The sequence below is a fragment of the Actinomadura rubrobrunea NBRC 15275 genome (assembly GCF_001552235.1).
GTDB classification, from domain to species: Bacteria; Actinomycetota; Actinomycetes; order Streptosporangiales; family Streptosporangiaceae; genus Spirillospora; species Spirillospora viridilutea.
On record NZ_BCQU01000004.1, the window covers coordinates 82,040 to 95,248 of the forward strand.

Sequence of the window (13,209 nt, forward strand, 5' to 3'; positions counted from 1 at the left end):
ACGATACACGGCGCTCTGTACTAGCGCTATACAAAGTTTCGTAGAACATCGCTCTACACTGGTGGCGTGAAGGACCTCAAGGACGGCGACACCCGGGAGCGGATCCTGCGCGCGGCCGCGGCGCTGATGGCCGAATCGGGTGGGGAGCCGGTGTCCACCAGGGCGATCTGCCAGGCGGCGGGGGTCGGCGCCCCGACGCTCTACCACCACTTCGGCGACAAGCGCGGCCTGATGAACGCCGTCGCCGCCTACGGGTTCGAGACCTACCTGGCGGAGAAGCGGGCCATGCCCGTCCCCGACGACCCCGTGCAGCGGCTGCGCGACGGCTGGGACCTGCACGTGGAGTTCGGGCTGAAGAACCCCGCGCTCTACATGGCGATGCACGGGTCCGACCCGACGGGCGGCCGCTCCTCGGCGGCCCGGGAGAGCGAACGGATCCTGCTCGAGATCGTCAACGGGATCGCCCGGGCCGGGCGGCTGACCGTCCCGCCCGAGCTCGCGGCCCGGATGGTGCACGCGGCCGGGGTCGGGGTGGTGCTCACGCTGATCAAGGATCGGGAGGCGGCGGCCGACGACCTGTCGGTCCGGACGCGGGAGGCGCTCATCGCCGCCATCACCGCGCCCGAGGAGACGGCGGGCGACGCGCCCCGGCCCCTGGCCGCACTGGCCATGGCGCTGCGCGCGGCGCTCGGCGCCGCCTCCGCGGACGACGTCCCGCTCAGCGCGGCCGAACGGGCGCTGCTCGCCGAGTGGCTGGCGCGTATCGCCGCCGCCGGCGAGTGAACGGCATTCTGGTAGGCATGACCAAGCCGCTGAGAGAAGACTTCTCCGCTCCGATCGACGACCGCTACTTCGAGGACTACGTGCCGGGCTCGGTGTACGAGTACGGCACCGTGACCGTGGACGAGGCGGAGATCGTCGAGTTCGCCGAGCGGTTCGACCCGCAGCCGATCCACATCGACCGGGAGTACGCGGCGACCGGGCCGTTCGGCGGGCTGATCGCCAGCGGATGGCACTCCGGCGGGATCTTCATGCGCATGTACGCCGACCACTACCTGTCGCGGGTGGCGAGCCTGGCCTCGCCCGGCCTGGACGAGCTGCGCTGGCCCTCGCCGCTGCGCCCCGGCGACACGGTGCGGCTGCGCGCCACCGTCCTGGACGCCCGGCCGTCGCGCTCCAAGCCCGACCGCGGCATCGTCCGAACCCGCGGCGAGCTGCTCACCGAGGACGACCGGACCGTGCTCGACCTCGTCGCCGTCAACCTGCTCCTGCGCCGTCCGGCGGCCGGGTGACCGTTAGGGCTCAGAGCTTCTCGACGGGGGCGTAGCGCAGGACGAGCCGCTTCACGCCGTACTCGCCGCCGAAGTCGATGCTGGCCGCGGCGCGTTCGCCCGCGCCGTCCACCGACACCACCGTGCCGAGCCCGAACGAGTCGTGGGTGACCTTGTCGCCCGGGGACAGGGACGGGACGACCCTGTTGCCCGGCGAGCGGGTGCCGGGCCGGGAGGCCTGCGCCGACAGCGCCGAGGACGACGAGGCGGACGACGCCTCGCGCTCCCACCGCACCAGGCTCGCGGGCACCTCGGACAGGAACCGGGACGCCGGGTTGACCTGCGGCGCGCCCCACGAGCTGCGCATCGCCGCCCGGGTCAGGTACAGCCGCTCGCGGGCGCGGGTGATGCCGACGTAGGCCAGGCGGCGCTCCTCCTCCAGCTCCTTGGGGTTGCTCATGGCCCGCAGGTGCGGGAAGACGCCGTCCTCCATGCCGGTGAGGAACACCACCGGGAACTCCAGGCCCTTGGCGGTGTGCAGGGTCATCAGGGTGACGACGCCCTGGTCGGTCTCCTCGGGCCGCTCGCCGGGCGGCAGCGGGGCGCTCGTGGCGCCGCCGGGGATGGAGTCGGCGTCGGCGACCAGCGCCACCTGCTCCAGGAAGTCGACCAGGCGTCCCTGCGCGGGCTCGCCGTCCAGCCGGTCCTCGAACTCGCGGGCGACGGCCTCCAGCTCGTGCAGGTTCTCCACGCGGGTCTCGTCCTGCGGGTCCTTGGACTCCTGCAGCTCGGCCAGGTAGCCGGTCTCCCGGAGCACCGCCTCGACCATCTCGGCCGGTGTCCGGTCGGCGACCTGGGCGCGCAGGCCGTCCAGCAGCGTGACGAACTCGCGGACGGCGTTGATCGACCGGGTGGCCATGCCGGGCACGTCCTCGGGGCGGCGCAGCGCCTGCCAGAACGAGATCCGCTCGCGGGAGGCGTAGGCCTCCACGCACGCCTCGGCGCGGTCGCCGATGCCGCGCTTGGGGACGTTCAGGATGCGCCGCAGCGAGACGGTGTCCTCGGGGTTGACCAGGACGCGCAGGTAGGCCAGCAGGTCGCGGACCTCCTTGCGCTCGTAGAAGCGGACCCCGCCGACGACCTTGTAGGGCAGGCCGACGCGGATGAAGACCTCTTCGAACACGCGCGACTGCGCGTTGGTGCGGTAGAAGACCGCCACGTCGCCGGGGCGGGCCTCGCCCGCGTCGGTGAGCCGGTCGACCTCCTGCGCGACGAACGCGGCCTCGTCGTGCTCGTTGTCGGCCACATAGCCGACGATCTTGTGGCCCTCGCCCTGGTCGGACCACAGCTTCTTGGGCTTGCGGTCGGCGTTGCGCTCGATCACCGCGTTGGCCGCCGACAGGATCGTCTGGGTGGAGCGGTAGTTCTGCTCCAGCAGGATCGTGGCGGCGTCCGGGAAGTCGCGCTCGAACTCCAGGATGTTGCGGATGGTGGCGCCGCGGAACGCGTAGATCGACTGGTCGGCGTCGCCGACCACGCACAGCTCGGCCGGTCCGAGGCCGTCGTGGTCGTCCGGGGACTCCCCGGCGGGGGAGGCGATCGGGGCGGTCAGCTCCCGCACCAGCTCGTACTGGGCGTGGTTGGTGTCCTGGTACTCGTCGACGAGCACGTGCCGGAAGCGGCGCCGGTAGTGCTCGGCGGCCTCCGGGAACGCCTGCAGCAGGTTGACCGTCAGCATGATCAGGTCGTCGAAGTCCATGGCGCCGGCCTGCTGCAACCGCGCCTGGTACATCTCGTACGCCTCGGCCAGCGTCTGCTCCATGTGGGTGGAGGCCCTGGCCTTGAACGTCTCGTAGTCGATCAGCTCGTTCTTGAGGTTGGAGACCTGGGCGCTGAACGAGCGGGGCGGGTAGCGCTTGGGGTCCAGGTCCAGCTCGCGGCAGACCAGGGCCATCAGGCGCTGCGCGTCGGCCTGGTCGTAGATCGAGAAGTTGGACGGGAAGCCGAGCCGCTTGGCCTCGCGGCGCAGGATCCGCACGCACGCCGAGTGGAAGGTCATCACCCACATCGCGTTCGCCCGCGGCCCGACCAGCGCCGACACCCGCTCGCGCATCTCCGCGGCGGCCTTGTTGGTGAACGTGATCGCCAGGATCTGCCCGGGGTGCACGTTCCGTTCGGCCAGCAGGTAGGCGATGCGGTGGGTGAGCACGCGCGTCTTGCCCGAGCCGGCGCCCGCGACGATCAGCAGCGGGCTCCCGGAGTGCACGACGGCGGCGCGCTGCTGCGGGTTCAGGCCGTCCAGCAGGGGATTGGCATGCGTGTTCGACATCATGTGCGAGTGTACGGCGCCGACCGCGGCGCTCTCGCCCCTTCGCGTCCCTTCCCCCGGCTCCTGCCCTCGGATCTCGCCCTCAGATCTTGCCCTCAGATCTTGCGGTGACGGCGGGCCGCCTCGGCGGCGTTGAGCACGGTCCGCAGGTCCGCCCCGGTGGCGGCCATCGACGCCGCGGCGACGGCGCCCTCCACCAGCGGCGCGTCGGCGAGGGCGACCCCGTCCCCGCCGAGGTCCTCGACGACCATCTTCGCGGTCATGACGGAGCTGCCGAGGTCGACCAGCAGCAGCACGCCGTCGCCGTCGTCGGCGGCGCGCACCGCCTCCTCGACCTCCTCGATGCTGGTGCCCAGCCCGCCGCGCACGTTCCCGCCGGCGGACCGGACGACGATCTTGCCGGCGCCCATCGCGCGCGCGACCTCGGCGACGCCGTCGGCCAGCGCCCTGCTGTGCGAGATCACCACGATTCCGACCACCGGTGCCTCCTCAGGCGTCTCGGGACGCCACGTCCGCGAGCGCCCGCAGGATGAGCGCGGTGGACACCGCACCGGGGTCGAGGTGTCCGATGCTGCGCGGCCCCAGATAGCTGGCGCGGCCCTTGCGGGCCTGCATCGGGATCGTGGCCTCCGCGCCGCGTTCGGCCGCCTCCGCCGCCGCCCGCGCGCACGTCGGCAGGTCGCCCCCGGCGGCCAGGGCCTCGTCGTAGGCGGCGACGGCGGGCGCCAGCGCGTCCACCATGGTCTTCTCGCCCTCGACGGCCTCGCCGAGTTCTTGGACGCTCTGCAGCGCGGCCCGCAGCGCCGCGCCGACCTCGGCCGCGCCCACCTGCTCCGCGTCGCCCAGCGCCTTGCCCGCCTGGCGCCACGCCATCCCGTAGAGCGGCCCGGCCACGCCGCCGGTGTTCGACACGATCGCGCGGCCCGCCAGGATCAGCGCCCGGCCGGGCCTGACGTCCTCCGGCAGCGCCTCCACGGCGGCGGCGAACCCGCGGTCCAGGTTGTGGCCGTGGTCGCCGTCGCCGATCGCCGCGTCCAGCCGCGACAGCCGCTCGGCCTCCGCCTCGATCTTCTCGGCCGCCCGGCGCACCCACTCGCGGACGTTCATCGGCCCCACCTCAGCGCGGGGGTCTCGACCGGGGCGTCCCACAGGCGGGTCAGTTCGGGGGTGAGGCGGCACACCGAGATCATGCAGCCCGCCATCTCCAGGCTGGTGACGTACGGGCCGACCAGGCGGCGCGCGACGGTGGCGCCGTGCCCCTCCAGCCAGGCGGCCGCCGCCGCGTACGCGATGTACTGCTCGATCAGCGGGGTGCCGCCCATGCCGTTGACGAGCACCAGCACCTCGGCGCCGCGCACCGGCATGTCCGCGTCGATCGCGGTGAGCGCGGCGTCGACGATCTCGGCGGCGGTCATGGCCGCGACGCGTTCGCGGCCGGGCTCGCCGTGGATGCCGATGCCGAGCTCGATCTCGTCCTCGCCGAGCCGGAACGTGGGCTCGCCCGCGGCGGGCACCGTGCACGGCGACAGGGCGACGCCGAACGAGCGGGTGCGCTCGTTCACCTCCCGGGCCGCGGCCGCGACCCGCTCCAGGTCGGCGCCCTCCTCGGCGAGGGCCCCGGCGATCTTCTCCACGAACAGCGTGCCGCCGGTGCCGCGCCGCCCGGCGGTGCGGGCGCCGTCCTCCACCGCGACGTCGTCGTCGACGAGGACGGAGACGACCTCGACGTCCTCGTCCTCGGCCAGTTCGGCCGCCAGCCGGAAGTTCAATACGTCGCCGCTGTAGTTCTTGACGATGTGCAGCACGCCCGCGCCGCCGTGCACGGCGAGCGTGGCGGCCAGGATCTGGTCGGGCACCGGGGAGGTGAACACCTCCCCGGGCGCGGCCGCGTCGAGCATGCCGTGTCCGACGAAGCCCGCGTGCAGGGGTTCGTGGCCCGAGCCTCCGCCGGAGACCAGCGCGACCTTGCCGGGGCGGGGGGCGTCGGCGCGCACCACCGTCCGGCCGACCGGGTCCACCCGGAGCGATGGGTGCGCGGCGGCGAGGCCGCGCAGCGCGTCGGCGACCACGTCCGCCGGGGCGTTGATGAGCTTGCGCATGCCTCGATCCTTACCCCGCGGACTGGTGCGTCCCAGGCCCAAGTCGCGACCATGGCTGTGGAAAATCGAGGCCGGGTTAGGGTGATCATGTGACGAACATGCTCGACGACAGCGACGTGCGGCGGGTTCTGGCGGTGATGGCGCATCCGGACGACGTCGACTTCGGCGCGGCCGGGACGATCGCCGGGTGGACCTCCCGCGGCATCGAGGTGACGTACCTGATCGTCACCGACGGCGACGCCGGCGGGTTCGACGACAGCGTCGGCCGCGAGGAGATGGCCGCGCTGCGCCGCGACGAGCAGCGCGCGGCGGCGGCCTGCGTGGGCGTCGACGACGTGCGCTTCCTCGGCTACCCCGACGGGCGGGTGGAGCCGACGCTCGACCTGCGCCGCGCCATCGCCCGGGTGATCCGCCAGGTGCGGCCGGACCGGGTGCTCATGCCCAGTCCCGAGCGCAACTACGAGCGGATCCACCCCAGCCACCCCGACCACCGCGCGGTGGGCGCCGCCGCCCTCGACGCGGTGTACCCCGACGCCCGCAACCCCTACGCGTTCCCCGAGCTGCTCGCCGACGAGGGCCTGGAGCCGTGGACGGTCCGCGAGGCGTGGCTCAGCGGCGGCCCCGTGGTGAACCACTACGTGGACATCACCGACGATTTCGACCGTAAACTGGCGGCGCTGAAGTCCCACGTCAGCCAGACCGCGCACCTGGGCGACGCGCTCGCCGACACGCTGCGCCAGTGGCTTTCGGCCAACGCGGCCGCCGCGGGCCTGCCCGCCGGCCGGCTGGCCGAGTCCTTCCAGGTGGTCGCCACCGTCTGATCCGCTCTACCCCCCGAGGAGATTCGTGGCCGCCCTCCTGCTCGACTGCGACACCGGCATCGACGACGCGGTGACCCTGCTCTACCTGGCGTCCCTGGTGCGCGCCGGCGAGGCCGAGCTGGTCGGAGTCGGCACCGTGCACGGCAACATCGACCCGCACACCGCCGCGCTGAACTCGCTGCGGGTGCTGGAGCTGGCGGGCCTGCACGACGTGCCGGTGGCGGTGGGCGCGGCGCGTCCCATGGCGCAGGACGTGCACTACGCGCTCGACTGGCACGGCACCGACGGGCTCGGCGACACCGGGCTGCCCGACCCCGCCGGCAGTCCGGTGGACGAGGCGGCGGCCGCGCGGATCGTCCGGCTGGCCCGGTCGCGGCCCGGCGAGCTGACGCTGCTGGCCACCGGCCCGCTGACCAACCTCGGCACCGCGCTGCTGCTCGACCCCGAGCTGCCGGCGCTGGTGCGCGAGGTGGTCATCATGGGCGGCGCGTTCGACCACCCCGGCAACGTCACCACGCACGCCGAGGCCAACATCTGGCACGACCCCGAGGCCGCCGACCTGGTGTTCGCCGCCGACTGGCCGATGGTGCTCGTCCCGCTGGACGCCACCCACCCGACCGCGGTGGGCGACGCGTGGCTGGACCGGTTGGCCGCGCACGACTCCGAGACCGCCCGGTTCGCCGCCAAGATCCTGGACTTCTACGTGGCGGCCTACACCCCGACGCTCAAGCGCCGGGGCGCGGTCATCCACGACGCGCTGGCCGCGATGCTGGCGGTGGACCCGGGCGTCGGCGAGTACGTCGAACGCCCGGTGCGCGTGGAGCTGCGCGGCGAGCTGACGCGCGGCACGACCGTGTGGGACGCCCGCTCGCTGCCCGCCGAGGACGACCGCCGTCCCGTCAAGGTGGCCGTCGGGTGCGATGCGGCGGTCTTCCACGAACGTCTTCTCGCGTCCATTCTGTCCCTGTAGCGGGAGGGGCGCATGCCGTACGAGATCGAGGTCACCGCGACGTGCACGGCCTCGCGCGAGGTGGTCTTCAAGCATCTGAGCGTGGCGGAGGCGTGGAACGAATGGGCGCGTCTGCCCACCAGGTCGCGGCGGGAGAGCGAGGGGGAGAAGGTGCCGAACGGGGTGGGCGCCGTCCGGCACATCCCCCCGGTGCGTGAGAAGGTGGTCGTGCACGACCCGCCCCGGCACTACGCCTACGTCGGGGTGTCGGGGTTGCCGCTCCGCGACTACCGCTCGGACGTGACGCTCGAACCGCACGGCGTGTACACGCTCGTGCGCTGGCGCGCGGCGTTCGAGCCGAAGATCCCGTGCACGGGGCCGATCGCGCGGTTCTTCGTGCGCCGGTTGATCACCTCGTTCGCCCGCCGGCTGGCCTGGCACTCCCAGCACTGCGAACCGGGGTGTCCGGCCCGCCTGCCCACCGCCCACTAAGGCCACGGCGCGGCGCGCGCCAGGATGTCGTCGACGGTCTCGTCGACGGTCTGGTGCGTGGTGTCGAGCCACAGGCCGACGCGGGGCGTGGTCTCGCGCAGGGCGCGGTCCAGGTGGGCGACGGTGAAGGCTCCGTACGCGCGTTTGGCGCGCCCGGCCTCGCGGGCGGCGACGGCGTCCGCGCTGGGGGCGAGCACCACGACGTACAGGGGGCGGGTGCGGATCTGCCCGGCGAGCCACGGCAGCCACTCCCCCAGCACGACGTCCTGCAGGACGGCCGTGAAGCCCTCGGCGGCATAGGCGTCGGCGGTCTGCGCGGCCAGCCGGTACCGCAGGCGCAACTGGGCGAGGGCCTCCGGCGACGGCTCGGGCGCCATCTCCGCGCGGCCGTTGACGACGAAGCGGCGGAAGGCGTCGCCTCGCACATGAGCCGATTTCGGCAACCGCTCGGCGAGCGCCTGCGCCACGGTGGACTTGCCGGACGCCTGCACGCCCGTGATCAGGTAGACCGCCCCCGTCATGCCTTCATGATCCCTGCTTCGTCGGCGGCCGCCGCACGGAAGCTCCGGCTTGTCAGTCGAGAACGGCGGGAATACCAGGACGCGAGTGCGGGTTGCGGCTGCCATGACGATTGGTGTTGTCCTTACCGCGTCCCCGTCCGGAAACGCCGTCGACGACTTCGTCGCGCAGGCCAAGAAGGCGCAAGCCGCCGGGATACGCGCGGCCTGGTTCTCGCAGCAGTTCTCCCATGACGCCATCGGCGTCGCCGGGCTGGTCGGCCGGGAGGTGCCGGGCCTGGCGGTCGGGACGTCCGCGGTCCCGATCTTCGCCCGGCATCCGATCCTGATCTCCAGCCAGGCGCAGACCGCGCAGGCCGCCGCGCACGGCTCCTTCACCCTCGGGCTCGGGCTGGGCGCCCCGTCGTTCGTGGAGCCGGTGTTCGGCATCCCTTACGACCGGCCGGCGGCGCGGTTGCGCGAATTCCTGACGGCGCTGCGGTCGCTGCTGGAGACCGGCGGCGCCGACTTCCGCGGGGAGTTCTACACCGCGGCCCCGCCGCTGTCCGCGGGCGTGCCGGGGGCGACGCCGCGCGTGCCGGTGCTGGTCGCGGCGATGGGCCCGCACGCGCTGCGCGTCACCGGGGAGCTCGCCGACGGGACGCTGCCCTTCCTGGCCGGTCCGCGCGCCCTGAGCGAGCACATCGTCCCGGCGATCACGGAGGCGGCCGAGCGGGCGGGCCGTCCGGCGCCGCGGATCGTCGCGTGCGTGCCGCTGGTGGTGACCGACGACGTGGACGCCGCCCGCGAGGCCGCCGCCGAAGCCACGGCGTTCTACGACCGCCTCCCCTCCTACCAGCGGGTCATCGCGTTGGAGGGCGCCGCCAAGGCGGCCGAACTGGTGGAGATCGGCGACGAGAAGGCGGTGGCGGAGGCGATCCGGCGCTACTTCGACGCGGGCGCCACCGAGGTGGTGGCCACCCAGACCGATCTGCTCGGGGAGGACGCCCGGGACCGCACCTGGCGGCTGCTCGGCGAACTGGCCGGCTGAGCCCCGGGCCGGAGGGCTCGGCGGAGGGGCTCAGACGAGGCGGCGCGCGGCGGCCCAGCGGGACAGCTCGTGCCGGTTGGACAGCTGGAGCTTGCGCAGCACGCTCGACACGTGCGTCTCGACCGTCTTGACCGAGATGAACAGCTCCCTGGCGATCTCCTTGTAGGCGTAGCCGCGGGCGATCAGCCGCAGCACCTCGCGCTCGCGCTGGGTGAGCCGGTCCAGCTCGGGATCGACGGCGGGCACGTCGGTGGCGGCGAACGCGTCCAGCACGAAACCGGCCAGCCGGGGGGAGAACACCGCGTCCCCCTCGGCCACCCGGGCGATCGCGTCGGTCAGCTCCGGACCGGAGATCGTCTTGGTGACGTAGCCGCGGGCGCCGCCGCGCACCACCCCGATCACGTCCTCGGCCGCGTCCGACACCGACAGGGCCAGGAAGCGGCACGGCACCATCCCGTGCAGCCGCCGCAGCACCTCCACGCCGCCGCCCCCGGGCAGGTGCACGTCGAGGAGGACGACGTCCGGCTTCGTCGCGCGGATGACCGACACGGCCTCCTCGACGTCCCCGGCCTCGCCGACGATCTCCACGGCGTCGCCCAGCTCCGCCTTCACCCCCGTGCGGAACATCTGGTGGTCGTCGACCAGGACTACCCGCGTCATGCCTTCTTCATCTCCAAACGCACTTCGGTGCCCTCTCCGGGCGCGGTGCGCACGGTGGCGCGGCCGCCGTTGCGCTCCATACGTCCGATGATGGACTGCCGCACGCCCATCCTGTCGTCCGGGACGGCGTCCAGGTCGAAGCCCTTGCCCCGGTCGCGGATGAAGATCGACACCTGGTCGCCCTCGACCTCCCCGTACACCGACACCGACGGGGCCTCGGCGTACTTGGCCGCGTTCACCATCGCCTCCCGCGCGGCCTGCAGGGCGGCGCCGAGCCGCTCGTCCAGCGCGGTGTCACCGACGCACACCACCTCGATGGGGACGCCGTGGGCGTCCTCGACCTCCCCCGCCACCTCGCGGATCGCGGCGGCGAACGTGCGGTCGGGGTCGGAGCGCGGCTGGTAGAGCCAGGTGCGCAGGGTGCGCTCCTGGGAGCGGGCCAGCCGCTGCACCTCGCGCGGGTCGTGCGCGTTGCGCTGGATGAGGGTCAGGGTGTGCAGCACCGAGTCGTGGATGTGGGCGGCCAGCTCGGCGCGCTCCTGGGAGCGGATGCGCTCGTGCCGTTCGGCGTCCAGGTCCTGCCAGAGCCGCACCACCCACGGGGTGGCGATCACGGCGACGCCGGTCAGGATGATCAGCGTCGCGATCAGGACGGCGCGCGCCTCCCTCGGGTTGACGCTCTGCACCAGGAACCCGCCGATGCCGGCGACCACCAGGAGCAGCCCGATCAGGCTGCGCAGCCACCGCTGCCGCAGCGGCATCACCCAGCGCTGCCGCTGGTCGCGGTCGGCCTGCTGCCACAGCACCGCCACGCCGACGCCTCCGGCGACCAGCGGCCACAGGGCGGCGCGGGCGACCCCGGTGCCCCAGGTGAGCGCGGACAGCCCGACCGCCACCGCCCCGTACGCCAGCAGCTGCACCCAGTCCCGGCGCGCCGCGGGCCGCGACGCCCCCTCCTCGCCGGGCACCATGAGCCAGAACACCCCGTAGACGGCCATGCCGATGCCGCTGGCGACCGTCAGCAGCACGAACGCCGCCCGGACCATGAACGGGTCGACCCCGAGATGCGCGGCCAGGCCCCGGCACACGCCGGCCACCAGCGCGCCGTCGGCGCGCCGCTCCAGCCGCGGCCGGTCGGGCCGCCGGTCCGACGGGTCGCCGGACGGGCCGCCCGCGGCCTGCTCGTGCGTCGTCGATCCCGCGTCGTCCACAGCATCGATCGTCACATGCCGTCGGGAGGCGGCGCATCAGGGGGCGCCACCCCGAATCGCACAGGGGCGCCTCAGGGTCGGCTCAGGGGCGTCCCGGATACCGCGCGCGGGACGTGCCCCGCCACGATGGTGAACCATGACCGACGAGCGCACCGCGACCGACTCCGCCACGACGGCGCACGGCAGCTATCCGAGGCTGGCGCGCGACCAGGAGAGCCGCGTCCTGACCGGGGTCTGCTCGGGCCTGGGCCGGTTCATGGACGTCGACCCGGTGGTGCTGCGCGTGGCGTTCGCGGTGCTCACCCTGGCGGGCGGGAAGGGCCTGTGGCTCTACGGGGCGGCCCTGCTGCTCATGCCGGGGTCGCCCGAGGAGGACGCGCCGGCGGAGAAGCTGCTGCACCGCAGGTTCGACGCGGCGGGCGCGCTGTCGATCCTCGGCGCGCTGCTGGTGGTGACGGCGGCGTTCGCGCCGCTCGGCCACTGGTCCTCCGGCGACGTGATCGCGGTGCTGGCGGTGGTCGGGCTGGTGCTCGTGGTCGCGCACGCCCGCGGCGTGGACCTGGGGGCGGCGCTGTGCGCCCTGCCGCAGCGGCTGCAGGGCCATCCCATGGAGCCGGCGCCGCCGTCGGGGGCCGGCGGCGCGGCGCCGGAGAAGGGCGGGGTCTCGTTGCAGAAGGACGTCTCGCTGCAGAAGGACGTCTCGCTGCAGAAGGATCGGGTCTCGTCGGAGCAGGGCCGCGTCTCGTTCGAGAAGAACCGGGTCTCGTTGCAGAAGGACCGGATCCCGTCGGAGACGGCCGCCGAGCCCCGCGAGGGACTGCCGGACGGCATGATCGACCTCGCCGTGCTCGGGTCCCGGCGGCGGACGGCCGACGGGGCGCCGGAGCAGGACGCCTTCGCGGGCGGCCCCGCTCGGTGCGGGACGGCGGCCGCCGTTCCCCGGCGCAGGTCCCCGCTGACGGCGGTGACGCTGCTGGCCGCCCTGGCGGCGGGCGCGGCGGTGGTGCCGCTCGCCCGCGCCTACTCCGCGCCGGACGCCGCGCTGATCGTCATGTCCACCGCCCTGGCCGTCGTCGGGCTCGGGCTGGTGGTGGGCGGCTGGTTCCCCGCGCGCGGCCTCGCCGCGGTCGGGACGCTGCTGACGTTCGCGCTGCTGACGACCTCGGTCGTCGCCGAGGCCCCGAGCGACATGCGGTACGGCGACATCGAATGGCGCCCCGTCGACGGCGCCCATGTGGAGCGCGAGTACAAGGTGGGCGTGGGCTCGGCGAGGCTGGACCTCAGCCGGACGCGGTTCTCGCCGGGGCAGCGGGTGAGCGTCACCGCCCAGGTGGCGCTCGGCGCGCTGAAGGTGACGGTGCCGCGGACGGCGCGGGTCGAGCTGGACGCCCGGCTCACCCTGGGCGATCTGGAGGTGGACGGACGGACGATCGCCGGCCCGGCGGCCCGGGTGACCGAGGTGCTGGAGCCGGAGGCGGCGGGCCGGGAGGCTCCCCCGGTGATCGCGTTGCGGGTCCGCGGCAGGCTGAGCGACGTGGAGGTGACCCGTGCCTGAGCGCAGTCCCGCGCCGTCGCGTCCCCGCCGCCGCTTCGACCCCGGCGGCCCGGTGGCCGGCGTGTTCTTCCTCGCGGTCGCCGCGGTGTTCATGGCGAACGGGCTCAGCGGACTCCCCGTGGTCGACCCCGCCCTGCTGGGGCCGGCGCTGGTGGCCGGGCTGGGCGTGATCGGCATCGTCCGGGTGCTGACCCGGTCGCGCCGCCAGGGGTAAGCAAGATCAAACTTTGCAGAAAGCGGACATTGGGGTTAACTGTCTCCTCGTGAGCTCTTC

General features: G+C 73.8%; 15 protein-coding genes. 8 read left to right on the plus strand and 7 right to left on the minus strand.

Going from position 1 to position 13,209, the window contains the following annotated elements; genetic code table 11:
• The first annotated feature begins 66 nt into the window (after positions 1-66).
• Complete coding sequence (locus AR3_RS02250) at positions 67-783, plus strand: TetR/AcrR family transcriptional regulator (RefSeq protein ID WP_227023219.1); 717 nt, start codon at positions 67-69, stop codon at positions 781-783.
• Positions 784-800: 17 nt separating this feature from the next.
• The gene (locus AR3_RS02255; RefSeq protein WP_067907509.1) at positions 801-1,292 is read left to right on the plus strand and encodes a MaoC family dehydratase; all 492 of its coding nucleotides are present in this window, start codon (positions 801-803) and stop codon (positions 1,290-1,292) included.
• 10 nt (positions 1,293-1,302) lie between these two features.
• On the opposite strand, the gene pcrA is transcribed toward AR3_RS02255, so the two are convergent.
• From pcrA to dhaK, 4 genes are all read right to left on the minus strand, one after another.
• Positions 1,303-3,600, minus strand: a complete 2,298-nt coding sequence (gene pcrA / locus AR3_RS02260; protein ID WP_217998420.1) for a DNA helicase PcrA — start codon at positions 3,598-3,600, stop codon at positions 1,303-1,305.
• Between the two features lie 95 nt (positions 3,601-3,695).
• Positions 3,696-4,079, minus strand: a complete 384-nt coding sequence (dhaM, locus tag AR3_RS02265; RefSeq protein WP_067907512.1) for a dihydroxyacetone kinase phosphoryl donor subunit DhaM — start codon at positions 4,077-4,079, stop codon at positions 3,696-3,698.
• 10 nt (positions 4,080-4,089) lie between these two features.
• Entirely contained in the window at positions 4,090-4,707 is a 618-nt protein-coding gene (gene dhaL, locus AR3_RS02270; protein WP_067907515.1) for a dihydroxyacetone kinase subunit DhaL, read from the minus strand.
• Positions 4,704-5,699 (minus strand): dihydroxyacetone kinase subunit DhaK, encoded by a 996-nt coding sequence (gene dhaK, locus AR3_RS02275; protein ID WP_067907518.1) that lies wholly within the window; start codon positions 5,697-5,699, stop codon positions 4,704-4,706. Before dhaK ends, dhaL begins: the two co-directional genes overlap by 4 nt.
• 98 nt (positions 5,700-5,797) lie before the next feature.
• On the opposite strand from dhaK, the gene AR3_RS02280 reads away from it, so the two are divergent.
• The 3 genes from AR3_RS02280 to AR3_RS02290 are packed head-to-tail and all read left to right on the plus strand — an operon-like array spanning position 5,798 to position 7,961.
• Positions 5,798-6,520 (plus strand): PIG-L deacetylase family protein, encoded by a 723-nt coding sequence (locus AR3_RS02280; RefSeq protein WP_067907637.1) that lies wholly within the window; start codon positions 5,798-5,800, stop codon positions 6,518-6,520.
• 25 nt (positions 6,521-6,545) lie between these two features.
• On the plus strand, positions 6,546-7,490 hold the full coding sequence (locus tag AR3_RS02285; RefSeq protein WP_067907522.1) for a nucleoside hydrolase: 945 nt from the start codon (positions 6,546-6,548) through the stop codon (positions 7,488-7,490).
• 12 nt (positions 7,491-7,502) lie between these two features.
• Positions 7,503-7,961 carry an SRPBCC family protein gene (locus tag AR3_RS02290; protein WP_067907525.1) on the plus strand — a complete coding sequence of 153 codons (459 nt, stop codon included), beginning with the start codon at positions 7,503-7,505 and terminating at the stop codon, positions 7,959-7,961.
• On the opposite strand, the gene AR3_RS02295 is transcribed toward AR3_RS02290, so the two are convergent.
• The gene (locus AR3_RS02295) at positions 7,958-8,482 is read right to left on the minus strand and encodes an AAA family ATPase (RefSeq protein WP_067907527.1); all 525 of its coding nucleotides are present in this window, start codon (positions 8,480-8,482) and stop codon (positions 7,958-7,960) included. The genes AR3_RS02290 and AR3_RS02295 overlap by 4 nt on opposite strands.
• A gap of 103 nt (positions 8,483-8,585) precedes the next feature.
• Here AR3_RS02295 and AR3_RS02300 point away from each other — a divergent pair, with 103 nt between their 5' ends.
• Positions 8,586-9,509 (plus strand): TIGR03564 family F420-dependent LLM class oxidoreductase, encoded by a 924-nt coding sequence (locus AR3_RS02300; protein ID WP_067907530.1) that lies wholly within the window; start codon positions 8,586-8,588, stop codon positions 9,507-9,509.
• Between the two features lie 30 nt (positions 9,510-9,539).
• Here AR3_RS02300 and AR3_RS02305 read toward each other — a convergent pair whose 3' ends face one another.
• The gene (locus AR3_RS02305; RefSeq protein WP_067907533.1) at positions 9,540-10,169 is read right to left on the minus strand and encodes a LuxR C-terminal-related transcriptional regulator; all 630 of its coding nucleotides are present in this window, start codon (positions 10,167-10,169) and stop codon (positions 9,540-9,542) included.
• Positions 10,166-11,293, minus strand: coding sequence for an ATP-binding protein (locus AR3_RS02310; protein WP_067907639.1), 1,128 nt, complete (start codon positions 11,291-11,293; stop codon positions 10,166-10,168). Before AR3_RS02310 ends, AR3_RS02305 begins: the two co-directional genes overlap by 4 nt.
• 223 nt (positions 11,294-11,516) lie before the next feature.
• Here AR3_RS02310 and AR3_RS02315 point away from each other — a divergent pair, with 223 nt between their 5' ends.
• Entirely contained in the window at positions 11,517-12,935 is a 1,419-nt protein-coding gene (locus tag AR3_RS02315) for a PspC domain-containing protein (protein ID WP_067907536.1), read from the plus strand.
• Positions 12,928-13,149: a hypothetical protein gene (locus AR3_RS02320; RefSeq protein WP_067907539.1), complete on the plus strand. Its 222-nt coding sequence runs from the start codon at positions 12,928-12,930 to the stop codon at positions 13,147-13,149. Before AR3_RS02315 ends, AR3_RS02320 begins: the two co-directional genes overlap by 8 nt.
• Positions 13,150-13,209: the final 60 nt, after the last annotated feature.